Raw genomic sequence first — 23,256 nt, 5'->3', positions numbered from 1 at the left:
ATGACCAAAAAAGCCTTGCTTGAAGTCAGCAATTTGGTGCGAGAGTTTCCAGCTGGCGAAAGTACTGTCCAAATTCTCAAAGGCATTGATCTGACCATTTACGAAGGTGAATTGGTTGCCATTGTCGGCCAGTCGGGTTCAGGTAAATCGACCCTGATGAATATTTTGGGCTGTCTCGACCGTCCAACCTCAGGAAGTTATCAGGTCAATGGCCGCGAAACAGGTAAACTCGAACCGGACCAATTGGCTGAATTACGTCGTGAGTATTTTGGTTTTATTTTCCAGCGTTACCATCTTCTTGGCGACTTAACCGCAGAAGGTAATGTTGAAGTACCTGCCGTTTATGCAGGTGCAACACCGTATGCGCGTAAACAACGTGCCACTGCTTTACTGACAGAATTAGGACTGGGTAATAAAACTCAAAACCGTCCGAGTCAACTTTCTGGGGGGCAGCAACAACGTGTCTCCATTGCACGTGCCTTGATGAATGGCGGTGATGTCATTCTCGCTGACGAACCGACAGGTGCCCTAGACTCGCATAGCGGCGTGGAAGTGATGCGGATTTTGCGTGAGTTAAATGCCGCAGGCCATACCATTATTTTGGTCACCCACGATATGCAAGTGGCAAAAAATGCCTCGCGGATTATCGAGATCAGCGATGGGCAAATCATTGCAGACCGTGTCAATCAACCTGAGCACGACACTGAACTACACAGTGACCCTGATGCTGAAACGGCGATTTCTGCCCAGCAAGAAAAAAATAAAAGTGTCTCTGCATGGCGTTCTCTGCTTGATCGCTTAGGTGAAGCCTTCAGTATGGCACTTTTGTCGATGAATGCACACCGCATGCGAACCTTTTTGACCATGCTCGGCATTATTATCGGGATTGCCTCCGTCGTGACAGTGGTGGCTTTAGGAAATGGGTCACAACAGCAGATTTTAAGTAACATCAGTAGCTTAGGTACCAATACCATTACGGTGTTCCAAGGTCGCGGTTTTGGTGACAACTCCAAAACGGCCAACTTTAAAACTCTTGTTCCTGCCGATGCTGAAGCGCTCGCCACCCAACCGTATGTGAGTGCGGTTAGTCCAATGGTGAGTTCATCCAAAACCATTCGCTATCAACAAAGTGAAGCCAATGCCACCATTAATGGTGTCGGCGGTGATTATTTCACAGTGAAAGGCCTGACCTTCAAAAATGGACAAACCTTTGACCAGCGGAGTGTCCGTGACCGTACCCAAGACGTGGTCATTGATACCAATACACAAAAACAGTTTTTTAGTGATGGTAGCAGTCCGATTGGGCAAGTCGTACTTTTGGGCAGTGTCCCTGCACGAATTATTGGTGTCGTCGAACCGCAAACCAGTGCTATGGGTTCCGATGATACTTTGAATGTCTATATGCCCTACACCACGGTTATGAGTCGTATGCTCGGTCAAAGTAATGTGCGTAATATCGTGGTGCAAATCAATGATAAGTACTCCACCAGTGCGGCTGAAAACGCAATTGTGAACTTACTCACCTTGCGTCATGGTCAACAAGATGTGTTCACCATGAACAGCGATAGTATTCGCCAAACCATTGAAAAGACCACCAGTACCATGACTCTGCTGGTTTCCGCAATAGCCGTGATTTCTTTGGTAGTAGGCGGTATCGGGGTAATGAATATTATGTTGGTTTCAGTGACCGAACGGACGCAAGAAATTGGGGTTCGAATGGCAGTGGGTGCACGTCAAAGTGATATTTTGCAGCAATTCCTGATTGAAGCCATTTTAGTCTGCCTGATTGGTGGGGTGTTAGGCGTGTTGCTCTCGCTGGGTCTAGGACAAATCATTCAAAAATTTGCTGGAGATAATTTCGGGGTTGCCTACTCAACCACGTCGATTATCGCCGCATTTGTATGCTCGACTTTAATTGGTGTGGTGTTTGGTTTCTTGCCTGCAAAAAATGCAGCCAAACTCGACCCTGTTGCAGCACTTGCCAGAGAATAAGGAAAAAATATGCCTTTTTTATTAACGCGCCTTTGTACCGCGATGCTGCTTGGCAGCACGTTGGTTGGCTGTGCAGCTGTGGTTAAAACACCTTATCAAGCGCCAGCGGTACAGACGCCATCTCAGTTTCAATACGACAAAGCAACATCGCAACAACGTCAACAAGCCTTGTATGCCGATCAATGGTGGACGCTATTTGGCGATGCACAACTCAATCAACTGGTCGATGCTGTGCTCGCAAAAAATGCCGATTTGGCCGTTGCAGGGATGACCTTAAAACAAGCGCGTTTACAAGCAGAACTGGCTGAAAATCAGCAAAAGCCAAGAGTGAACTCTACGGTATCTACAGGTCATCAGTTTGACTTAAACTCAGGCAATGACAGCTCCAGTGGCCTGTCTTTGGGTGCTGGCTTAAGTTATGAATTCGATTTATTTGGTAAATTGGCTCGTCAAACTGAAGCAAAGCGATGGGAAGCACTGGCAACTGAGCAAGATTTACAAGCCACTGCTCAAAGCTTAATTGGCACCACGGCGAAGCTATATTGGCAGTTGGCCTATTATAATGAAAGCCGTACAACGGCTGAGCAAAGCCTTGCAACCTCACAAAAACTCTACGACTTGGTGAAAGTTCAGTATCAAGCTGGTGCTGTATCAGGACTGGACTTAACTCAAGCTGAACAGTCAGTACAAAGTCAAAAAGCCAGTCTGAGTCAAATTCAGCAAAGTCTGGTCGAGACCCGTACCGCAATTGCCGTGTTACTGCATATGCCTGTGCAGCAGTTGAATATTGATGAACCAAAGCGTTTACCACGCTTAGCTTTGCCAAGTATTGCTGCGGGCTTACCTGCCGACATTTTGTCGCGCCGTCCAGACTTAAAAGCAGCTGAGCTACGTTTACGTGAGAGTTTAGCGACCAAAGATGCCACCACGGCGAGCTACTATCCTTCGATTAGTTTGACTGGGAATCTTGGTTCAAGCAGCACCTCGCTCACACAACTGCTGAAGAACCCTGCTCTAACCTTAGGCGCAAGTTTAAGTCTGCCGTTCTTGCAATATAACGACATGAAACGTGACCTTGCGATTAGTCAATTGGACTATGAAAAAGCCATCGTGCAATATCGTCAGACCTTGTATCAAGCTTTTGCCGATGTTGAAAATGCACTGTCTGCACGAACTGAGTTGAGTCAACAAGTACAATTACAACAGCGGAATTTAGAACTTGCTGAGAAAGTGGAACGTTTGACCCAAGTGCGTTATCGCTATGGTGCTGTTGCTTTAAAAACCTTGTTGGATCAACAAGAAACCACGCGCACTGCGCGCTTAACCTTGGTCAATACCAAACAAAGCCAATACAACGCTTACGTGACCTTGATGCAAGCACTGGGCGGTAGCCCGATTCAACAGCTCCCTCAATAAAAAGTAGAATAAAAAACGGCACATGATGTGCCGTTTTTTTACATTTTAACTAAGCGATTAGTCATCGAGCATCAAGTCTGGGCTCATGCCTACCGTATTGAAACCTGCATCAACATACATGATTTCACCCGTAATACCATTTGCCCAAGGTGAGCAAAGGAATAATGCGGCATTACCCACATCTTCAATGGTCACATTACGTTTAAGTGGTGAAATTTTTTCGTTTACATCTAACATTTTGCGGAACGATTTAATCCCTGATGCCGCCAAAGTACGGATTGGACCGGCTGAAATCGCATTCACACGAATCCCTTCTGCACCCAAGCTAGAAGCCAAGTAACGTACGCCCGCTTCTAATGATGCCTTCGCCATACCCATCACGTTGTAGTTTGGCATCACACGCTCAGAACCTTGGTAAGTCAAAGTCAATAAACAACCTTGACGAACTAAAAGTAATGGCTTCGCAGCACGCGCCATAGCAATAAAGCTATATGCACTGATGTCATGTGCCACTTTAAAACCATCACGATCCGTTACATCGGTAAAATCACCATCCAAAGTATGCGCAGGCGCAAAACCAATCGAATGTACTACACCGTCTAAACCATCCCAGTGTTTTGCCAATTCAACAAAAGTTTGTTCAATTTCAGCATCGACAGCCACATCACATGGTAGAACAATCGTTGAGCCAAATTGTGCTGCAAATTCATCTACACGTTTTTTCAGCTTTTCATTTGGATAGGTAAACGCAAGTTCCGCGCCTTCACGATGAAGCGCTTGAGCAATACCAAATGCAATTGATAATTTACTTGCAATACCTGCTACTAAAAAACGCTTTCCAGCCAATAGTCCTTGTGCCATGTGACTCTCACTCAAAATAATTTATCTGCATAATGCCAAGTTTAAGTTGAAACCGAAATTGCATAATGCGCCTTTTTTCAATTCATCAACATTCAATAACAAATACGCCCCAATGAAGGGGCGTATTTGTTAAAACTAACGAGATTAGTCGTCGCCACGCAACATGCTGAGTAGGCGTAGAAATGAATAGTACATCCACACCAAAGTTGCTAGTAGCGCAATACCACACAGCCATTCCATCGCTTTCGGAGCGTGTTGTGCCGCAGCACTTTCAATCAAATCAAAATCTAGAATTAAGTTCAGTGATGCAATCACTGCAACAAAAGCGGCAAAACCTAGACCTAATAAGTTGTTTTCAAATAAATATGGAATGCTTGAACCAAAAGCCAAACGCATAACCATTTGCACCACAAACACAATCGCGATGGCAATCGATGCCGACATTACTACAGATTTGAATTTTTCAGTGGCACGAATAATTTGAAAACGATACAAACCAAACATCACTAAAGTAGTGACAAAAGTTGCCAACAGCGCTTGTAAAGGCACACCCGGATATTTCAATTGGAAAATAACCGAGACCCCACCTAAAAAAGCACCTTCAAACAAGGCATATGGAATGGCAAGGGTACGTGCGGTATTTGGTTTAAAAGTTGCAATCAGGCCTAAAATCAGACCACCAATTGCCCCGACTAAGGTTGCAGCATAGGCCAGCGAAATATTTAAGGTCATGAAACAGTAGAAAAACAGCGCCATACCGACCACAGCCGCAATGACTGTAAGTAATACAGACTTCTGAATGGCACCTTGAACAGTCATCGGTTGACTATAGTCCGCATGTGTTTCCACGCGGTTCAAAATAGGGTTATTACTTTGCATAACTCAACTCTTTGTTATAATTTAATTAATTTACTTTATCATAAAGCGTGTTTTAAACTTGTATAGCAAAAAAGTGTTTCTTTTTTCTATACAAATACCCTCAGCTCTATTCTATTCGATTTCAATAAAAAAGAGGCTAGCGCCTCTTTCTTTACTACTTATTTATTCATAATAAAAAAGTATTCACGATAATACTTCAGTTCCGCAATCGAATCACGAATGTCATCCATCGCTAAGTGTGAAGCATTCTTTTTCAAACCACTCATAATTTCTGGACGCCAGCGTTTAGCCAACTCTTTTACCGAAGACACGTCTAAATTACGGTAGTGGAAATATTGTTCCATTTCTGGCATTAAACGGTGTAAAAAACGGCGGTCTTGGCAGATTGAATTGCCACACATTGGTGAGCTTTTTGGATTGACCCATTTCTTTAGAAATTCTAAAGTTTGCTGCTCTGCATCTTGCGCAGTCAATTTACTGCGACGTACACGTTCAATTAAGCCTGATTGACCATGTTGACGGGTGTTCCACTCATCCATTGCATTCAGTACACGGTCTGGCTGATGTACAGCAAGCACAGGCCCTTCAGCTAAAATATTTAAGTTATCATCCGTCACAATTGTAGCAACTTCAATAATTTGGTCATTATCAGTATCGAGACCTGTCATTTCAAGGTCAATCCAAATCAAACGCGTATCAGCGGTGCTGCTCATAAATGTGCAATCTTATTCGGCTTAAAAACGATGATAGTAGCAAATTAATTGCTTCGATGCTGTAACTGATACCCTGCTTCGTGCTATTTTTGCCATCTTGAATTCATGGTTTTTTAGGATATGAATGGCTTTAATTCGTAAACGTCGTTTAACTGAACAGCAACAACGCCGCATTCAGAAACAACAGCAAACACGTCAAGAAGATATCGACACTTCAAATGACTTAGAAGGCTTGGTGGTACAACACTACGGTCGTCAGCTTGAAGTGCAAGCCCTTACGACTCCAGACCCACATCCCATCAAACCGACGGTACAAGCAGGTGAACCTGAACCGTTTTGGAAACCAATTGAACTCGGCAGCATTTGGCGCTGTCATACACGCACCAACCTCGAACTACTGGTCACAGGTGATCGTGTCAAATGGCAAGCCGACCCAAATACGGGGCTCGGGATCATCAATGCCATACAGCCACGTCAATCACTACTGACTCGTCCAGACCGTTATCATAAAGTAAAACCTGTCGCTGCCAATATCAGCCTGATTGTGATTGTATTTGCGCCACTGCCTGAGCCAGCACCAGGTCTGATTGACCGTTATTTGGTGGCCTGTGCCGATGCCAACATTCCAGCACTTTTAGTGCTGAACAAAACCGATTTGCTCAAAGACAATGACCCGATTTTAGCGTTGATTGCGGAATATCAAGCCTTAGGCTATGAAGTGATGCAAACCCAAGCCGATGGTGACTTAACAGCACTGACTCAGCGTTTAAAAAATGAAACTGTGGCTTTTGTTGGCCAGTCTGGTGTTGGTAAAAGCACTTTAATTAATGCCATCGTGCCTGATGCTGCGCAGAAAACCAATGTGATTTCTGAAAACTCAGCCTTAGGGCAGCACACCACGACCTCTACCCGTTTGATTGGCTTTGGCGAAGGCGCCTCGCTGATTGACTCACCGGGAATTCGTGAGTTTGGTTTATGGCACTTAGATGCGGACAAAGTGCAACGCGGCTTTCCTGAAATTGAAAACTTGTTGGGCTACTGTCAGTTCCGTAACTGCACCCATAAACATGAAAAACAATGTGCTTTACGCTTAGCTGCGGCAAATGGTGAAATTTTAACGCGCCGTTTAGACAGCTATTTACGTCTGATTGATGAAATTGCTGAAGCTCAGCAAAAAAATTAATTTTTATTCAACCTTAGCCCTTGAAGCGGTGATTTTGATCACCATATTTTATAAGCTATACTCTCTAGCAATTTTTGAATTGTAATTTAGGTGACTTGTGGAACGTTGGTTCGAGTTTATGGGGAATCACCCCTTCTTATTTGGAACACTTGCGGTATTGGTTGTTTTGTTTTTCGTACTTGAAGGACAACGCAATGGTCGCAAAATTTCACCACAATCTTTAGGTATTTTAGTGAAAGCTAAAAATGCCATGTTGATTGACTTACGTGATGCCAAAGATTTCCGTGAAGGTCATATCAGTGGAAGTCGCAACATTCCCTACAGCCAAATTACAAAACATGCTGAAGAGTTAAAAGCTGCAGATCGTCCACTCGTCTTCATCTGTAATTTAGGCCAAGTGGCAGGTACTGCTTTACAACAAGTTGCACATACTGACAGCTATCGTTTAGATGGCGGGATTAGCAACTGGAAGGCTCAAGGCTTACCACTGGTTAAAGCTAAATAATTTGCACAAGGAGAAACTCATGGCTCAAGTCACTATTTACTCAACGACTGTATGTCCATATTGCGTTCGCGCAAAGCAGCTCCTTGAGCGTAAAGGCGTTGAATATAAAGAAATTAATTTATCTAAAGAAGCGCCAGAAGTCCGCATTGAATTGATGCAACGCACCAATCACCGTACGGTTCCACAAATTTTTATTGATGACCAATTTATTGGTGGTTTTGATCAGCTTTATGCTTTAGAGCGTGAAGGCAAACTCGACCAACTATTGGCATAATTAGCTCAGCATATTAAGGATTAGAAAATGAGTGAAGCTCAACCACAACTTGCTTTAGAACGTATTTACACAAAAGATATTTCTTTTGAAGTCCCTGGGGCGCAAGTTTTTACCAAAGAATGGCAACCAGAGTTGAACATCAACTTATCATCTTCTGCTGAAAAAGTTGATCCAACTCACTACGAAGTTTCACTTAAAGTGGTTGTACAAGCAAACAATGCAGGCGACACGGCATTTATTGTCGATGTTACTCAAGCGGGTATTTTCCTTGTAGATGGTGTTGAAGAAGAACGTCTTCCGTATATCTTAGGTGCATATTGCCCGAACATCTTGTTCCCGTTCCTTCGTGAAGCGGTGAATGATATGGTAACTAAAGGCAGTTTCCCACAATTGTTGCTTACACCAATTAACTTTGATGCTGAGTTCGAAGCAAATATGCAGCGTGCTCAAGCAGCTGCTGTTGAAGGTCAAGCTTAACTTTAAGCCCTTCAAACATAAAAAAGACCGCTTTTGCGGTCTTTTTTATTGTACTGAATTATTTAAATGCTTTATGGCCTTGCTGCTTAATAGCCTCAAACTTGGTTGAACTTTGTTTGGCTTCCGCAAGTTTCCCAGCATGTACCAAATGTTGAGCATGTTCAATTTCTTCGGTTAATGCATCAAACTTTTGTTCATATTGTTTCACTTTAACACTGTCTTTGGGTTGTTTCACCAAACTGTCAGGCTTGTTTTGTTTGGCAGTTGCCGCGGCTTTTTGCATTTCAGCTAATGCGGTATTCGCCTCTGTGGCAGTCTTGGCTTGAGCAAAAGCTTTTGAGTTCTTCGCCAAAGATTTCATCGCACCTTCTAGCACTTCCGACGCTTGTGCAAGTCCTGCCAAACATAAACCACTGCTCAACAGCACAACCTTTAATAATGTTTTCATTCTTATTCCTATGAGTTTGCAAAAAAATGCAGCCTAAGGCTGCATTGAATATCGCAAAAATGAAGACCGATGTAAATTAAAAATCATCATCACTTTCAGGGTCTCGATGTAAAGCATCATGAATCGCTTCAACCAACTGCAAAGCAATTTCTTGTTTCGACGCTTTTTCCAAATCGCGCTTGTCCATTTTATAGCTTTCTGCAAAAAAGACCGTCATCGCATTTTCATCAGAAGCAAAACCAATATCAGGACGTGACACATCATTACAGGCAATCATATCGAGCTTTTTCGCCACCAATTTACCTGCGGCATATTCCTCGACATTGCGTGTTTCTGCTGCAAAACCCACCATGAATGGGCGTTTATCTTGCTGTGCAATGGTCGCCACAATATCAGGGTTTTTGATTAAAGAAACATTGAGCTCGTCCCCTGCTTTCTTAATCTTATGCTCTGCGACTTCTGCGACGCGATAGTCCGCAACAGCGGCTGTCGCGATAAACACATCACAACCATCATCTAACATTTGCATGCTGGTATCCAGCATTTTCATGGCAGATGAAACATTGATACGACATACACCATTCGGTGTGTCTAAGCTGACAGGACCTGCAATTAAAGTCACTTTGGCTCCTGCCGCATAACATGCAGCAGCAATGGCAAAGCCCATTTTCCCAGTACTGTGGTTGGAAATATAACGCACAGGATCAATCGCTTCACGCGTTGGCCCAGCAGTAATGGTGACTTTTTTACCCGCCAACATCCCAAATTTTTCAGCCATGGCACGCTGTGCTTTATGGAAATATTCTGTCACTTGATGTGCTAAATCCTCAGGCTCGGGCATACGGCCTAACCCGACATCACCACAAGCTTGCGCACCCGCATCTGGCATGATCACATGCACGCCATCCTCCACCAAAGTCGCTAAATTACGCTGCGTCGCTTTTGCCGCCCACATTTGTTGGTTCATGGCTGGTGCGACCCATACAGGGGCTTTGGTGGCTAAATATAAAGTAGAAAGCAGGTCATCGGCTAAACCCGCAGCAAACTTTGCAATGGTGTTGCAACTGGCAGGCGCAACCAAGAGTAAGTCTGCCCAACGTGCCAGCTCAATATGGCCCATGCCCGCTTCGGCTTCAGGGTCGAGAAGTGCGGTATGGACAGGGTTGCCCGACAAAGCTTGAAAAGTTAGCGGCGTAATAAAAGCCTGTGCACCTTCGGTCATCACCACACGGACTTGAAAACCCGCATCTTTTAAACGGCGAACCAAAATGGCACTTTTATAAGCAGCAATACCACCCGTAACAGCTAAAAGGATATTTTTATTTGGAATTACACTGAGATCAAAGCTCACGAACAGGCTACCTTTCTGTTGCAGTGGCGCTCACAATAGCATTAAATAGTCTCGTACCCAATCATCGATTGGGCCCTGTTTCTCAGATTAAGAATAAAAAAGTATAAAATAATGCACTTATCCATAAAAAAATGGCCTGAACAAGAACGGCCACGTGAACGCTTATTACAACAAGGGCCAGCCAGCCTCTCCGATGCAGAACTGTTGGCCATTTTCATCCGTTCGGGCTCAACGCAACATTCTGCGGTCGAATTGGCACGTCTTTTGTTGCAACATTTTGGTAGTCTGAATGCGGTTTTCGATGCTGAACTGCCCGAGCTCAGCCAATTTCACGGCATTGGCCCGACCAAGTATTCACAATTAATGGCCGTCAAAGAATTGGGACGACGCTACAGTAGCCAGCAGCTCAAGCAACAAAAGTTAGAACTCAATCATTCAGCTCAACTGCTCAAGTTTTTACAATATGAGTTTTCAGGCGAAAACCAAGAGGTCTTTGCAGTGCTCTGCTTGGATGCACATTTAAGAAAAATAAACTTTAAAAAATTGTTCTTTGGTGCGGTAAATTCTTGTGAAATTTCGATCAATCAATTGCTCCGTTATTGTATTGCTCAACACGCCACTTTCATGGTGATTGCCCATAATCATCCACTTGGGAAAGCTCAGCCCTCCATAGCGGACATCGAACTGACTGAGCACATTCTTCAAGCCAGTCAGCTCGTGGATATTCAACTGATTGATCATTTCATCTTATCGCCCGAAGGTGCTTTTTCTTTTGCTGAACACGGCCTGATCCAATCCGTTTAAATATGCAGACAAATGATTGACAAATACCGCGACAAATATGAAGATCAAGCAAAATTTTAAAAGAATTCTAATCACATGATTGTGCGTGATCAGCCAAGTATTTTTAAGGTGCTTTTTTCATGGCGTGGCACCATTCTTCCCAAAGTTTTACCCCCTTTGGGCGTGGTCATGTTGGTCTCCGCCATTATTGGCATTTTGTCCTATGTCGGCTATTTCCACTTCCCTGAACTGCCCTTGGTCGGCTTCACCCTCATTGGGGTGGTACTTTCTATTTTCCTCGGCTTTAAAAATAGTGCCTGCTATGACCGTTGGTGGGAAGCGCGAAAGTTATGGGGCATTTTAATTGCCAACTCACGTCACTTTGACCGCGACTGTCGTATCTTGACCCAAGGTCGTCGTGAACGTGTAATTCAACATGTAATTGTCTTTGCCAATGTCTTACGTGACCGTTTACGTCATCAAACGGCCAATCCAACAGAATTAGTGCAGACCAGTGGCTTAAGTCAAAATGCACTGACTCAGCTATATCAACAAGCCAATGCCCCGCAGTACACGCTCAGTTTGATTCAGTGGGAGTTGATGCAGGCATTAAAAGAAGGTGAAATTAGTGACATTGTGTATGCACAGCTGAATCAGCACGTTGCTGACCTGAGTGTGGTGCAAACTGGTTGTGACCGTATTGCGACAACGCCGCTACCTTTTGCCTATTCGGTATTACTCAATCGTACGGTGTATTTTTTCTGTCTCATTTTACCGTTCAGCTTAGGCTCAACCTTGGGTATTTTCACCCCGCTATTGGTTGGTGTGTTGGCCTATACTTTCTTAGGACTCGATGCTTTAAGCTCGGAAATTGAAGAACCTTTCGGAACGCAAAGTAATGACTTGCCGCTGGACTCGATGGTACGTACCATCGAAATTGAACTGCTTGGGACTTTAGGTAAACCGACTCCACCCCCCATTCAAGCACAAGACAATAACTTACTCTAATCAAGCGCACACTGACCTTCTCTTAGGCTATATAGCTCTTGGAGAAGGTAGGAATGGTCAAAAATCTTTAGATAAAACTTTCCCAAATCCCCACTTGTCCGTCTTTGACTCTGGGAATATTGCCCAACTTAATCCACGGCATATTGTCACCATGAAAGTCACTCCCGACCGATACTTTTAAACCATGCTCGGCAATCATTCGGTCCACCATTTGACGGGTAGATGTCGGTTCGACATTGGGCGGCAACTCAACCGCATCCCCACCAAACTGCGCAAATATTTCAATCAGATAACGAATGTTGGTAGCAGATAAGTCATAACGTGTCGGATGCGCCAATACGGCAAAACCACCACTGGCATGAATCACTTGAATGGTTTCTTCTAAACCCAGCCCATCAAATTTTACGTAGGCTTTCTTACCTTCTTTAATATATTTATCAAACGCTTGTTGCGCACGACTCACATACTTTTTTTCAACCAAGGTCTTGGCAATATGCGTTCGAGTCACACGGTCAGGCATCTGTTCAACTTTCGCCAAAACATCGAGATAAATATCTTCACCAATCAGTGGAATCAACAAATCACAGATTTGCTTAGCACGTCGTGCACGGATTTGTTTTTGCTGTTCAAGGCATTTTTGCAGTGGTTCTAAGTCTTGCATATTCAATGCAACCACATGTACACCATAGTTTTTCTGGGTTGAGGGTCTCGACCACTGACTCGAAATTTCTACCCCCGAAATAATACGCATCGTATGCGACTTTGCAGCCAACTCTGCCAACGCAAGACCATCCATGGTGTCATGGTCTGTCAAAGCCAAGGTGTGGATGCCTTTTTCCGCGGCAGCATCAACCAATTGCTTCGGTGTGAAAGTACCATCAGAAATATTGCTGTGAGTATGTAAATCTACGCCTTCCATCACTTATACTAGCTATTTATTTGAACAGATTTAGATACTCTAACATGAAAGCACTTTTAGACTTTGTGCCGCTGATAATTTTCTTTTATTTATATAAAACTGTAGATCCTAAAAATACTGATCACCCATTGCTCCAATTGATTGGTTCTGCTGGGGGTGTCGATAACAATAATATTCTTGTAGCCACCACAGGTTTGATTATTTCGATGCTGGTGGTTTACGGCGCACTGTTCTTCATGCAAAAGTTCCGTTTAGACAAACAACAGTGGATTGTGTTGTTTATGACGGTTATTTTCGGCGGTGTCACCTTAATGCTGTCGGATGACTTTTACATCAAACTCAAAGCAGCCTTACTGAATATTATTTTCTCAGGCGCTTTCTTACTTTCTCCTTATTTTGGCAAAGAACGTAAACCGCTGATCAAACGCTTGTTCGGCCCAATCTTCAATTTAACCGACTCGGGTTGGATAAATTTAAACTTTGCATGGGCTGCTATGTTTGCCCTCATGTCTTTTTTACATGTATTTTTCGCATTTTTATTTATGGACGGAAAATATTGGGGAGAATTCACGGCTTTTGGTGACATGATCGTGATGTTTTCCTTTATCATTATTCAGTTTATTGTATTGCGTAAATACTTTAAATCTTCTGAAGAGTAATTTAGCCAGAACATACATCGAGAACCCTTATGCCGCTATTCGTCGTCACATGTACCGATCAAGAAGGTACAGTCGAAAAACGTCTTGCTACACGTCCAGAACATCTTGCTCGTTTACAAAAGCTCAATGATGAAGGTCGTTTAATTGTTGCAGGAGCGATGCCGAAAGATCCAAGCAATCCGCAAGCAGGCTTTTACGGCAGTACAATCATTGTTGACTTTGACTCACGTGAAGCACTCGATGTCTGGTTACAGGAAGAGCCATTCTTAAAAGCAGGGGTTTATCGTCAGATTGATGTTAAACCATTTAATAAAGCATTCCCTCAAGGATAAGGTCATGCGCGTTGTTGTCACAAGCTTATTGGGCTTATCTCTTCTTTCTTCTATGGCGTGGGCCGTTGAAACCGCTCCTGCCCCGAGTGTAGCCTCTGCTGTACCAGCAACGACTGCCGCACCTGTTCAAGTGCAAGGCAGTGCAACTCAACCGAAAATCATTCCTGCGGTAGCCACAGTTAGCCCAACAGGTCAACCGCAAGAAGCCAAACCACTCACCGCTGAACAACTTGCTAAGAACAAAGCATTGCAAGATGCAAAAGTCAAAGCACTGGTCAAAGACCAAGCTTCGCGTCTTGCACAATTGGAAAAAGCTAATCTTGATGCTTTAGCGCAAAACCAAGAGCTACAACTCAAAAATGACAGCCTCGGTGTACAAGTGCAAGTCTTACAAAGCGAACGCAGTGCGCAAATGTTCCTCTACGGCGCAGCGACCATCGCTGTTGGTGTATTACTAGGTTTCTTAATTGCCAGTTACGTTTATACCAAACGTCGTCGTCAGTGGTAAGCTAAGCCCTATTGAAACCAATAGGGTGCTGTGGTTGTGTCGCGTGCAATTCAAACTGCCGATTTAGAGTGGCAACAGATTGATGGCATAGATGTGCCGGTCTCAAAACAATTTGGCGATGTCTATTTTTCCAAAGACAATGGTCTACTCGAAACTCGCCATGTGTTTTTAAATGGCAATGATTTACCTGAGCGTCTGTCCAATCTTCAGCCCTTTGAATACTTTAGTGTTGGTGAAACAGGCTTTGGCACAGGGCTCAACATCTTGGCACTTTGGCAACTTTGGCAACAGGTGCGCCCAAATAACCACAGCCATCTTCATGCCATTTCAGTTGAGAAATTTCCGCTGTCTAAAACGGATCTAATACGCGCACTCAATGTCTGGCCTGAACTCAAACCGATCGCCGATCAACTGATCGCACAGTATCCGCATCCGATTGCAGGTTGTCATCGCCTGAGCTTCCCTGAGGAAGGTTTTAGCCTTGACCTTTGGTTAGGCGATGCCCACGATGTTTTCCCCAGTATGGCAAAAACCAGTAGTGTTAATGCATGGTTCCTCGATGGTTTCGCGCCTGCCTGTAACCCAGACATATGGGAAGAGCAAGTGCTGAATCACATCGTTCGCTTATCTGGTATTGGAACGACATTTTCTTCATTTAGTGTCGCAGGCGTGCTCAAACGTGGTTTAACACAGCATGGTATTTCTATTTCACGTCCGCGTGGCTATAAGCATAAACGCGAAATGCTGAAAGCCATCTGGTTAGCTGCTGAGCCTGAAAATACATCAGACGCTGTAGATACCAAATCAGTATTAAATCAAAATCGACCTGATCAAGTACCACACGCTTTTAAACAACGCCAAATTGCTATCATTGGCGCAGGGATTGCAGGTTTAACTAGTGCATGGGCCTTTGCTGAGCGCGGACACCAAGTCACGCTCTACGACCAATCTGAGCCACTTGCAGGAGGTTCAGGCAATCCGCTGGCCTTACTCAACCCCAAACTTTGTCCGATTGAACAAAGTCATGAACATTTAATGACTTTGGCTTGGCAACATGCTTTACAGTACTATCCCAAGTTTCAGGCTTTTCGCCCCATTCAAGTACATCAACTGGCGCTGAAAAAAGCCGAAGACTTACTCGATCTCGAACAACAATACCCTGCGGGTCTTCTGACAGCCGAAACCGCTGCTGATTCTGCGTTAATCACTGAATATCCCAGTCTAAATTTAACCGAAGCCGGCGCTGTCTCACCACATCAACTCAAAGATCAAATCTTAGCGCATCCGCTCATTCAGTTCGTACAAGCCAACATTACTCAAATCCACCCAGAGCACAATGAACTTTTCAATGAACAAGCCCAATCTTTAGGTCAGTTTGATCATGTGATTGTCTGTTGTGCGCGCCACACGGCTGCTTTCTTTGAGCAGTACCCTGTGCTGAAGCCCATTCGCGGACAAGTCAGTTGGGTGGAGAACACTGCACAACCTTTAGCCCTCGATCAAGCCTATAGCTATGGCGGCTACTGTATGCAGCTTGATGCTCAACAACTCATCTTAGGTGCATCCTTCTATCCCAATCGGGACGACAGCGATGTTTTGCTTGAAGACCATGTGCATAACTACCAGCTTATCCACAGTGTCTTTCCACATTATGCACAATCGCTTCCAGATGTGACGACTTGGCAAGGCCGTGCATCCGTTCGCGCGCAAAGTTTGGACTATTTTCCAGTCCTTGGAAAAATGTCTGAACAGACTGAAATTTATAGCTTTGCTGGCTTGGGTTCTAAAGGCTTTTTGTTTGCACCTTTATGTAGTGAAATTTTAGTGGCGCAGATACTGAAAGAAGCCTGCCCCGTTCCTGAGTCACTGCTACAAAAGTTTAGTCCGACCCGATTCCAGAAAAAGCTCAAAACCAAAAAGCCTTATTTTAAAGCGCAGTCTTAGTTCTGCTTATGACTCAAGAGCAGCGAATGGCGTTATAGAGAAAAAATCACATTTCTAAGACATTAAAAAAGCGCCTTACGGCGCTTTTTTTGCTTCTGCTTAATTACTTTGTTCTAAGGTTAAACCAGCATCACGAGCAGCACGGGTACCACCCATTAAAATCACATACTCACGCTCACTGTCAAAACCTTCGAGTAACTCTGCAGCACGTGGCGCTTTACTACCGCCACCACATAAAATGTAAATCGGTTGATCCGTCGACACTTGAGTAAGGCTTTGTGCTGAAAGTTCTGTGATTGGCTGATTAATCGCCCCTTTCACGTGTGCTTCAGCATAAGCACTTGAATCGCGTACATCCCAGATGATCGCATCCTCTGGGAACTCAAATGTTGTAATTTCTTGTTTACGGATCATTGCGCACTCCTTTGATGTAAACAACACTTGGCAAATGAAGAAAACATCCCTAGCATCTCAGATATTCTTTCCATTTGTAAAGGTTTAATCCATGCCATCTTTTGATATTGTTTCAGAATTAGAAATTTTTGAAGTAAATCATGCCGTTCAGAACACCCAAAAGGAAATCGCAACTCGTTTCGACTTCCGTGGTCAGGACGTTTCAATTGAACTCAATGAAAAAAACAAAGAAATCAAAATCTCAACTGAAAGTGATTTCCAGTGTGAACAAGTGTATACCATGTTAGAGAACCATTTCTTTAAGCGTAAAGTCGATATTCAAGCGCTTGATCCACAAAAAATGACTGCTTCAGGTAAAAATGTACTTCAAGTGGTGAAATTAAAAGACGGACTTGACTCAGATACCGCAAAAAAAATTAACAAGGCCATTAAAGAAAGCGGCATTAAAGTGCAATCTTCAATTCAAGGCGACAAAATTCGTGTGACTGATAAAAAGCGCGATACATTACAGCAAATAATGACGTTTTTAAAAGAACAACAATTTGGTCTGCCTTTACAGTTCAATAACTTTAAAGACTAATACTCTTGTTTGATCATTTGAGGTAACTATGCCAAAGGCCAATCGCTTATCAAAACTTGTAAAAACCACGTCACGCTTGCCGAAAGCATTGCGTACGCGATTATGGAGTCAAGCTTTTGGTCGCATAGTTCCCATGGTCGGCAGTGCCAATATTCGTTATTTGCAAGTCAGTCACAGCGAAGTCGTAGTCAAAATCGAAAATCACCGTGCCATGCAAAACCATATTGGTCAGCTGCATGCCTGTGCCATGGCCTTAATTGCTGAAACGGCAACAGGTTTTGTAACAGGGATGAATGTGCCTGATCATTGCATCGTTCTGATTAAAAGCATGCACGTTGACTTTAAACGTCCAAGTAAAGGTGCCATGACAGCGACAGCCACCTTAACACCAGAACAGCAGCAGTTGATGCAAACCACCGCCAGAGGTGAAACTTTAGTTTCTGTGACAGTGATGGATGAATCGGGTGAAGCACCTGTTCAATGTGAAATGTTATGGGCATGGCTCGACAAAGCATCATTAAAAAAGTAAAAATGTAAATATAACTTACTGTTTAGTAAGTATAAAATTTACAACATTACGCTAAAGCTGCGACTAAAATTTACTATATCTTTACTTCGACTCAGCTCAAAATCATGCTACATAACATGAATATTTGAGCTGACTTAATGAAAAAAAGACTAATTTTAGCGACTGCCTTATTTTCTTTAGGGCTGGTGGCCTGCCAACAGCACAATCCCGCCAATACATTGGTTTCAACAACGCCGAATGACTATTCGACCCCTGCCCTGACCGAACAAAATAAAAAAATTGTAGTGGACTTCTATGAAGGGGTTTTTAGCAAACATCAGGTTCAAACCTATTCTGACCGCTATATTGGTACACAATACATTCAACATAATCCCTATGTGGCAGACGGCAAAGCACCTTTTGTAAACTACTTCACCCAGTACTTTAAAGAACATCCAGATGCAAAAAACACCATCAAGCGTGTCGTAGCCGAAGGTGATTTGGTGGTGCTCCATGTACATTCCACTCAAAATGCACAAGATCGTGGTGAGGCCGTTGTCGATATTTTCCGCGTCGAACAAGGCAAAATTGTAGAACATTGGGATGTGATACAAAGCATTCCCGCGGAGTCCGCCAACCGCAATACTATGTTTTAATCCATCGGACTGCATGGAATAGCAAAAAAAAACCAGTGATTACACTGGCTTTTTTTTGCAGACCAACTCAAGCTTTAGTTGGATTGGCTCGCCAAAAACTTTTCTTTAACATCCGCTGGAATCTGACGTTTATTGCCTTTGACATCAACCGCAACAAAGGTAAATACACCTTCAGTCACACGTACAGGTGGACGTGAACTGTCATGACTATCCCACACTTCAATTTCCATCTGAATAGACGTATTGCCCACTTTTAACAGTTTGGTATAACAACTGATGACATCACCAACTTTCACTGGGACTAAGAACGTCATCTGATTAATTGAAATCGTTGCACAGCGTCCCTTACTAAAACGCTCTGCGTGAATTGCACCCGCCAAATCCATTTGTGACACAATCCAACCACCAAAAACATCTCCACTCCAGTTGGTATCGGCTGGCATTGCAATTGTCTGAAGAGACAACATCCCTTCTGGTTTCACATGAATCTCTGACACGTTGACTCCAATTTTCGTTATGACTGGGCGGCTTGCAACTGTTGATCTAACCATTGTTGCAATTGTGGCGCACGAAGCGCACCGCTTATTCTAGCAATTTCGGTGGTTTTATTCATTAAAACTAAGGTCGGAATGCTGCGTACGTTAAACGCACTGCTCAAGCGCGGAGATTCTTCGGTATTAATTTTGGCAAAAATAACCTGCGGATTTTGCTTAGCCACTTCAGCAAAGTGCGGAGCCATCATTTTACATGGACCACACCACTCTGCCCATAAATCAATAAATACAGGCAAATCGCTATGGCTAATGAACTGGCTAAAATTTTGCTCATTCAATTCAATCGGTACCGCAGGTAAAAGCGCTGCGTGGCATTGACCACAGCTCGGATTAGCACTCAATTTCTCTTCAGGCACACGATTTTTGGCCAAACAAGTAGGACAGACGATAATCATTTAGTTGACTCCAATATGTTGATGTAAGAATTCTAATTGGGTCGAAATGGCTTTTTCAAACCAACTGGCATGATAAATATCAAAATGCTGCATTTCCCACTCATGATATTGAACAAAAGGGGCAATATTGGTCGCGGCTTCACGACTGGATTCAATCGGAATTAAACTATCATGCTTGGCGGCAATGAAAAGTACAGGAATATTAATTTGTCTGACATTTTGAATGGGACGATAACGAATTAAATTAAAAAATAATCGGGCAGGTATCTCACCACTCCAATAATAATCAGGATTAATAATCGAACGATACCCCAAATAGGCATCTTGCGTCGGTAAAAAACATAACTCTCGTGGATCAACCACAGGTAAAGTGGTCGGGGACATCCCCACTTTTCCACCCATATAATCTTGGCTGGATAGTTTTAAGGCTTTGGGGAACTGTTGCAAAGGATATAACTTAGCACTGGCTGCCCCATCCACAAAAGGCACTTGCGCCATCACGGCCTGTACATTTTTGAACTCTGCCGCTATATCGAGCACATAACCACCACTGAGCGCCGTCCCCCACAACACGATCCGTCGACTATCGATCGACTTACGTTCTTTGAGGTGGTTAATCATGGTCCGCCAATCTTCAAGCTGCTTCTTAATCGAGACCAGTTCTCGTGGACGTCCGGTACTACCGCCCCAATAACGGTAGTCAAATAACACGACTGCATAACCCGCTTGTGCAAAACGTTGTGCAAATTGGATCAGTTTGAATTGGCGAAGCCCAGCCAAACCATGGGCCATCAAAATCACTGCTGGCTTTTCTTCGGTTTTCGGACGATAGAAATCCGCAGCAATGACCTCTTGGCCACTTTTGACATATAGCGGTTCAACGGTATAGGCGTGCATACCTGCTCCATTGCGTTATTTTATGGTTGTAATCGCTTATAAATATTTCAACAGCATAGGCTGAACTTTCAGCTTAATGCTATCATAAAGCATATCTCGATTAGTTTAATTTTGGAGTGACAGCATGAGCGAAAATGTAGGCTTTGCAGGTCAAATTGGCCCAGAACATTTGGTTCAAGTGGTTGAAAAAGGGTTTAAATCTGTGATCAATAACCGTCCAGATATGGAAGGTGGCCCAGAACAACCAACCAGCGCTCAAATTGAAGAAGCAGCACGTGTTGCAGGCCTCGATTATGTCTATCAACCTGTGGTTGCAGGGCAAATCACAGAAATGGATGTACGCACTTTTGCTAATCATTTCAATGAGCTACCAAAACCTGTTTTAATGTTCTGCCGTACAGGCAATCGCTCAAACAACTTATACCAACTAGCGAAGCAAATGGACCTGTTAGATGACTAAACGGTTGTTTAAAAGTGTTATCTGCACTGCTCTAATTTTAACGAGCAGTGCATTATGGGCGACAACGAACAACCTGAGTCAAGCACTCAGCCCACAGCTCAGCGTTTCAGGGGAAATGACCCAAGACAAGTTTCAACAGTTGATAAAACAAGGTTTTAAGTCGGTCATTGTCAACCGACCAGATCAAGAACAAGGTAATACCGTTCGCGTTGATCAACTACGTAATATTGCGGAACAGTCCAAAGTCAGCGTAATTTACCAACCGGTTAACAGCAGTAAAATTTCTGAAACAGACGTGGTCGAATTTGCTAAATATTATAATGAATTGCCCAAGCCTATTTTAATGGTCTGTAAGAGTGGTGCTCGCTCTAGTCTGCTGTTCAATCAGGCAAAACAACGAGGATTACTCCATGAATAAACTGTTGCTGCTTTTACTCTGCTGTACCTTAATGACAGCATGTAGTTCAATGAATGTACGTCCTACCGTTGGGGTAAGCGTTGGTACTGGCTTATAAGTCAAATGAAAGTAAAGACGGCATCTAGTGCCGTTTTTTACAAAATATAATCATCTACAGCCCTGAATATGTTAACTATAGAGTATGTCTCGCTTAGATAAACGTTTGCTTATGTATGATCTGATTATTATTGGGGCTGGAACTGCGGGTATCGCAGCCTACCAACAAGCCGTGAAGTCCACACAAAATCTATTAATCATTAATGATGGGTCATGGGACACCACCTGTGCACGTGTCGGCTGCATGCCGTCAAAAGTGCTAATTTCTACAGCAAATCGCATGCATGATATTCAACATGCGGATCGTGTGGGATTGCAAGTAGAGTCAAAAATAGACCGCAGTCAGGTCATGCAACACGTACAAAAACTCCGTGATCGCTTTACTCATAGTACCCTTAAAACCGTAGAGAGCTGGCCTGAGTCCCATAAAATTCAGGGCCGTGCTCGCTTTCTCGATTCAAAAACAGTCGAAGTTAATGGGCAACATTACCAAGCCAAAAGCTTTATTTTAGCTGTAGGCTCCACCCCTAGCTTTGACCCAGCATGGAAGGATGAACTTGGTGATCGACTCATCACCTCCGATCAAATCTTTGAACTCAATGCTTTACCCAAATCTTTAGCGGTGATTGGGAGCGGCGTCATCGCGATTGAACTTGCGCAAGCCATGCAACGACTTGGCGTCAATACCACAGTCTTTGCACGTAGTCGTAAAGTCGGCGTTCTGACCAGTCCTAAATTGCAGCAGTTGGCACAAACAGAAATTAGCGCTGAACTTGAGATCAAATTTGAGGTTTTACCTACAGAAGTAAATTATACAAACGATCAAGTCGAACTTAGTTTTACTGAAAATGGTCAGCCTAAAACACTTAACATCGATTATTTACTGGTCGCTACTGGACGAAGCAGCCTTTTAAATACCCTTCAACTCAAAAATATCGACACCTCATTCACAGACTTAAAACATTTACCTGTTGATCCTGAGACCAAACAACTCGCCGACTATCCGATTTTTATCATTGGCGATGCACATACCGAAACTCCATTACAACATGAAGCCGCTCACGAAGGTAAGGTCTCAGTCAAAAATGCATTGAACTTTCCCACTATAGAATCATGTAAGACCCTAACGCCCTTAGGCATCGTTTTTAGTAGCCCAGAAATGGCAATGGTTGGACAAAACTTTAAGCAACTACAAAGTGCACCTATCGATTTTGTAATCGGCGAAGTATCTTATGCTAAACAAGGACGTGCATTGGTTCTGGGTAAGAACCATGGAGCCATTGAGGTCTATGTGGATAACACCAGCCGAAAACTAATTGGTGCTGAATTACTCACAGAGTCTACTGAACATTTGGCCCATTTACTGGCATGGATGATTTCAGAACAGCTGACCGTCGATGAAATTTTGGAAAAACCATTTTATCACCCAACTCTTGAAGAAGGTTTAAGAACAGCATTAAAGCATGCACGCCGACAGCTGGATACGTAGGCTGCGAAATTTATGATTCATGTTCTTTTAATAAGGTTTGCTGTGTGTAATTAAACGATTTCATCAACGTTGTGCAGCAAACTATAAATCATTCGCGGCATACGTTGATTTAATTACAAGACACATGCTTGGTAGATTTTCAGTAAAGTTCTTATTTTAGTGCGTAACTTAACTGCTCTAAAGCATAATACCTCGTATAAAACCATAATTTGTAGCATATAAGTCAGTAATTCCTGATCTATTTTTGTCTCTTTAGATAAGACATAAAAGCCAGCAAATGCTGGCTTTTTACTATTTAGGCCCTTATAGATAGCTTATTTCTGGCTCTTTTCATCTGTTTACTTCTTCTTATTTTCCCCTATTTTCAGCTATAAAAAAATCCCCCTCAGCGATTAGCGGAGGGGGATTTAGAATTAATGAGCTGGCGATGACTTACTCTCACATGGATAACTCCACACTACCATCAGCGCTAAGAGGTTTCACTTCTGAGTTCGGGAAGGGATCAGGTGGTTCACTCTTGCTATTGTCGCCAGCACA

Annotated in this window: 28 protein-coding genes and 1 rRNA gene; 18 read left to right on the top strand and 11 right to left on the bottom strand. The window is 43.4% G+C overall.

The window, feature by feature from the left end; all coding sequences use genetic code 11:
* Positions 1 to 1,992, top strand: coding sequence for a MacB family efflux pump subunit (locus MF4642_RS06280; protein ID WP_078425663.1), 1,992 nt, complete (start codon positions 1 to 3; stop codon positions 1,990 to 1,992).
* A 9-nt stretch (positions 1,993 to 2,001) separates the two neighbouring features.
* Positions 2,002 to 3,408 carry an efflux transporter outer membrane subunit gene (locus tag MF4642_RS06275; protein WP_078425662.1) on the top strand — a complete coding sequence of 469 codons (1,407 nt, stop codon included), beginning with the start codon at positions 2,002 to 2,004 and terminating at the stop codon, positions 3,406 to 3,408.
* Positions 3,409 to 3,465: 57 nt separating this feature from the next.
* Here MF4642_RS06275 and MF4642_RS06270 read toward each other — a convergent pair whose 3' ends face one another.
* The 3 genes from MF4642_RS06270 to orn all read right to left on the bottom strand — a co-directional run bounded on the left by MF4642_RS06270 (position 3,466) and on the right by orn (position 5,861).
* On the bottom strand, positions 3,466 to 4,269 hold the full coding sequence (locus MF4642_RS06270) for an enoyl-ACP reductase (protein WP_004697637.1): 804 nt from the start codon (positions 4,267 to 4,269) through the stop codon (positions 3,466 to 3,468).
* Positions 4,270 to 4,413: 144 nt separating this feature from the next.
* Entirely contained in the window at positions 4,414 to 5,148 is a 735-nt protein-coding gene (locus MF4642_RS06265; protein WP_078425661.1) for a Bax inhibitor-1/YccA family membrane protein, read from the bottom strand.
* A 158-nt stretch (positions 5,149 to 5,306) separates the two neighbouring features.
* The gene (gene orn, locus MF4642_RS06260) at positions 5,307 to 5,861 is read right to left on the bottom strand and encodes an oligoribonuclease (RefSeq protein WP_004697635.1); all 555 of its coding nucleotides are present in this window, start codon (positions 5,859 to 5,861) and stop codon (positions 5,307 to 5,309) included.
* 124 nt (positions 5,862 to 5,985) lie between these two features.
* On the opposite strand from orn, the gene rsgA reads away from it, so the two are divergent.
* The 4 genes from rsgA (at position 5,986) to secB (ending at position 8,300) form a co-directional block, all read left to right on the top strand.
* The gene (gene rsgA / locus MF4642_RS06255; protein WP_004983468.1) at positions 5,986 to 7,044 is read left to right on the top strand and encodes a ribosome small subunit-dependent GTPase A; all 1,059 of its coding nucleotides are present in this window, start codon (positions 5,986 to 5,988) and stop codon (positions 7,042 to 7,044) included.
* 97 nt (positions 7,045 to 7,141) lie between these two features.
* Entirely contained in the window at positions 7,142 to 7,549 is a 408-nt protein-coding gene (locus MF4642_RS06250) for a rhodanese-like domain-containing protein (RefSeq protein ID WP_004697633.1), read from the top strand.
* A gap of 19 nt (positions 7,550 to 7,568) precedes the next feature.
* Entirely contained in the window at positions 7,569 to 7,823 is a 255-nt protein-coding gene (gene grxC / locus MF4642_RS06245) for a glutaredoxin 3 (protein WP_004697632.1), read from the top strand.
* 27 nt (positions 7,824 to 7,850) lie between these two features.
* A complete protein-coding gene (secB, locus tag MF4642_RS06240) occupies positions 7,851 to 8,300 on the top strand; it encodes a protein-export chaperone SecB (protein ID WP_004697631.1) in 450 nt (149 codons plus the stop codon).
* A gap of 58 nt (positions 8,301 to 8,358) precedes the next feature.
* Here secB and MF4642_RS06235 read toward each other — a convergent pair whose 3' ends face one another.
* Positions 8,359 to 8,748, bottom strand: coding sequence for a cytochrome b562 (locus tag MF4642_RS06235; RefSeq protein WP_078425660.1), 390 nt, complete (start codon positions 8,746 to 8,748; stop codon positions 8,359 to 8,361).
* Positions 8,749 to 8,824: 76 nt separating this feature from the next.
* Positions 8,825 to 10,099, bottom strand: a complete 1,275-nt coding sequence (coaBC, locus tag MF4642_RS06230; protein ID WP_078425659.1) for a bifunctional phosphopantothenoylcysteine decarboxylase/phosphopantothenate--cysteine ligase CoaBC — start codon at positions 10,097 to 10,099, stop codon at positions 8,825 to 8,827.
* Positions 10,100 to 10,210: 111 nt separating this feature from the next.
* On the opposite strand from coaBC, the gene radC reads away from it, so the two are divergent.
* On the top strand, positions 10,211 to 10,903 hold the full coding sequence (gene radC, locus MF4642_RS06225) for a RadC family protein (RefSeq protein WP_078425658.1): 693 nt from the start codon (positions 10,211 to 10,213) through the stop codon (positions 10,901 to 10,903).
* A gap of 75 nt (positions 10,904 to 10,978) precedes the next feature.
* Positions 10,979 to 11,890 (top strand): bestrophin family protein, encoded by a 912-nt coding sequence (locus MF4642_RS06220; RefSeq protein WP_004697627.1) that lies wholly within the window; start codon positions 10,979 to 10,981, stop codon positions 11,888 to 11,890.
* Positions 11,891 to 11,957: 67 nt separating this feature from the next.
* On the opposite strand, the gene MF4642_RS06215 is transcribed toward MF4642_RS06220, so the two are convergent.
* Complete coding sequence (locus tag MF4642_RS06215; protein WP_078425657.1) at positions 11,958 to 12,809, bottom strand: PHP domain-containing protein; 852 nt, start codon at positions 12,807 to 12,809, stop codon at positions 11,958 to 11,960.
* 44 nt (positions 12,810 to 12,853) lie between these two features.
* On the opposite strand from MF4642_RS06215, the gene MF4642_RS06210 reads away from it, so the two are divergent.
* From MF4642_RS06210 to mnmC, 4 genes are read left to right on the top strand one after another with little or no spacing between them, the layout of a single operon-like run.
* A complete protein-coding gene (locus MF4642_RS06210) occupies positions 12,854 to 13,468 on the top strand; it encodes a septation protein IspZ (RefSeq protein WP_004697624.1) in 615 nt (204 codons plus the stop codon).
* A gap of 29 nt (positions 13,469 to 13,497) precedes the next feature.
* Positions 13,498 to 13,800, top strand: coding sequence for a YciI family protein (locus tag MF4642_RS06205; RefSeq protein ID WP_004697623.1), 303 nt, complete (start codon positions 13,498 to 13,500; stop codon positions 13,798 to 13,800).
* A 4-nt stretch (positions 13,801 to 13,804) separates the two neighbouring features.
* A complete protein-coding gene (locus tag MF4642_RS06200) occupies positions 13,805 to 14,308 on the top strand; it encodes a hypothetical protein (protein WP_039890816.1) in 504 nt (167 codons plus the stop codon).
* A gap of 30 nt (positions 14,309 to 14,338) precedes the next feature.
* Positions 14,339 to 16,252 carry an FAD-dependent 5-carboxymethylaminomethyl-2-thiouridine(34) oxidoreductase MnmC gene (mnmC, locus tag MF4642_RS06195; RefSeq protein ID WP_413772801.1) on the top strand — a complete coding sequence of 638 codons (1,914 nt, stop codon included), beginning with the start codon at positions 14,339 to 14,341 and terminating at the stop codon, positions 16,250 to 16,252.
* A 99-nt stretch (positions 16,253 to 16,351) separates the two neighbouring features.
* Here the strand turns inward: mnmC and MF4642_RS06190 are convergent, their stop codons facing one another.
* Positions 16,352 to 16,666: a rhodanese-like domain-containing protein gene (locus MF4642_RS06190; protein ID WP_078425655.1), complete on the bottom strand. Its 315-nt coding sequence runs from the start codon at positions 16,664 to 16,666 to the stop codon at positions 16,352 to 16,354.
* A 91-nt stretch (positions 16,667 to 16,757) separates the two neighbouring features.
* On the opposite strand from MF4642_RS06190, the gene MF4642_RS06185 reads away from it, so the two are divergent.
* The 3 genes from MF4642_RS06185 to MF4642_RS06175 all read left to right on the top strand — a co-directional run bounded on the left by MF4642_RS06185 (position 16,758) and on the right by MF4642_RS06175 (position 18,410).
* Positions 16,758 to 17,246 carry a YajQ family cyclic di-GMP-binding protein gene (locus MF4642_RS06185; RefSeq protein ID WP_078425654.1) on the top strand — a complete coding sequence of 163 codons (489 nt, stop codon included), beginning with the start codon at positions 16,758 to 16,760 and terminating at the stop codon, positions 17,244 to 17,246.
* Between the two features lie 28 nt (positions 17,247 to 17,274).
* Entirely contained in the window at positions 17,275 to 17,775 is a 501-nt protein-coding gene (locus tag MF4642_RS06180) for a DUF4442 domain-containing protein (protein WP_078425653.1), read from the top strand.
* Between the two features lie 137 nt (positions 17,776 to 17,912).
* Complete coding sequence (locus MF4642_RS06175) at positions 17,913 to 18,410, top strand: ester cyclase (RefSeq protein WP_078425652.1); 498 nt, start codon at positions 17,913 to 17,915, stop codon at positions 18,408 to 18,410.
* A gap of 74 nt (positions 18,411 to 18,484) precedes the next feature.
* Here the strand turns inward: MF4642_RS06175 and MF4642_RS06170 are convergent, their stop codons facing one another.
* From MF4642_RS06170 to MF4642_RS06160, 3 genes are read right to left on the bottom strand one after another with little or no spacing between them, the layout of a single operon-like run.
* Complete coding sequence (locus tag MF4642_RS06170) at positions 18,485 to 18,907, bottom strand: acyl-CoA thioesterase (protein WP_004697616.1); 423 nt, start codon at positions 18,905 to 18,907, stop codon at positions 18,485 to 18,487.
* 17 nt (positions 18,908 to 18,924) lie between these two features.
* Positions 18,925 to 19,359, bottom strand: a complete 435-nt coding sequence (gene trxC / locus MF4642_RS06165; RefSeq protein WP_078425651.1) for a thioredoxin TrxC — start codon at positions 19,357 to 19,359, stop codon at positions 18,925 to 18,927.
* Positions 19,360 to 20,256, bottom strand: a complete 897-nt coding sequence (locus MF4642_RS06160) for an alpha/beta hydrolase (protein ID WP_004983429.1) — start codon at positions 20,254 to 20,256, stop codon at positions 19,360 to 19,362.
* Positions 20,257 to 20,380: 124 nt separating this feature from the next.
* Here MF4642_RS06160 and MF4642_RS06155 point away from each other — a divergent pair, with 124 nt between their 5' ends.
* The 3 genes from MF4642_RS06155 to MF4642_RS06145 all read left to right on the top strand — a co-directional run bounded on the left by MF4642_RS06155 (position 20,381) and on the right by MF4642_RS06145 (position 22,719).
* Positions 20,381 to 20,716 (top strand): TIGR01244 family sulfur transferase, encoded by a 336-nt coding sequence (locus MF4642_RS06155; protein ID WP_005401736.1) that lies wholly within the window; start codon positions 20,381 to 20,383, stop codon positions 20,714 to 20,716.
* The gene (locus MF4642_RS06150) at positions 20,709 to 21,134 is read left to right on the top strand and encodes a beta-lactamase hydrolase domain-containing protein (RefSeq protein ID WP_078425650.1); all 426 of its coding nucleotides are present in this window, start codon (positions 20,709 to 20,711) and stop codon (positions 21,132 to 21,134) included. Before MF4642_RS06155 ends, MF4642_RS06150 begins: the two co-directional genes overlap by 8 nt.
* Before the next feature lie 208 nt (positions 21,135 to 21,342).
* Positions 21,343 to 22,719, top strand: a complete 1,377-nt coding sequence (locus tag MF4642_RS06145) for a dihydrolipoyl dehydrogenase (RefSeq protein ID WP_162841302.1) — start codon at positions 21,343 to 21,345, stop codon at positions 22,717 to 22,719.
* A gap of 419 nt (positions 22,720 to 23,138) precedes the next feature.
* Here MF4642_RS06145 and rrf read toward each other — a convergent pair.
* Positions 23,139 to 23,253 (bottom strand): 5S ribosomal RNA (gene rrf / locus MF4642_RS06140).
* Positions 23,254 to 23,256: the final 3 nt, after the last annotated feature.

Origin of the sequence: Acinetobacter sp. MF4642, assembly GCF_002018925.1 — a bacterium.
GTDB lineage: Bacteria > Pseudomonadota > Gammaproteobacteria > Pseudomonadales > Moraxellaceae > Acinetobacter > Acinetobacter johnsonii.
The sequence above is the reverse complement of the archived record's forward strand: the minus strand, read 5'-3'. Positions and strand labels throughout refer to the sequence as shown.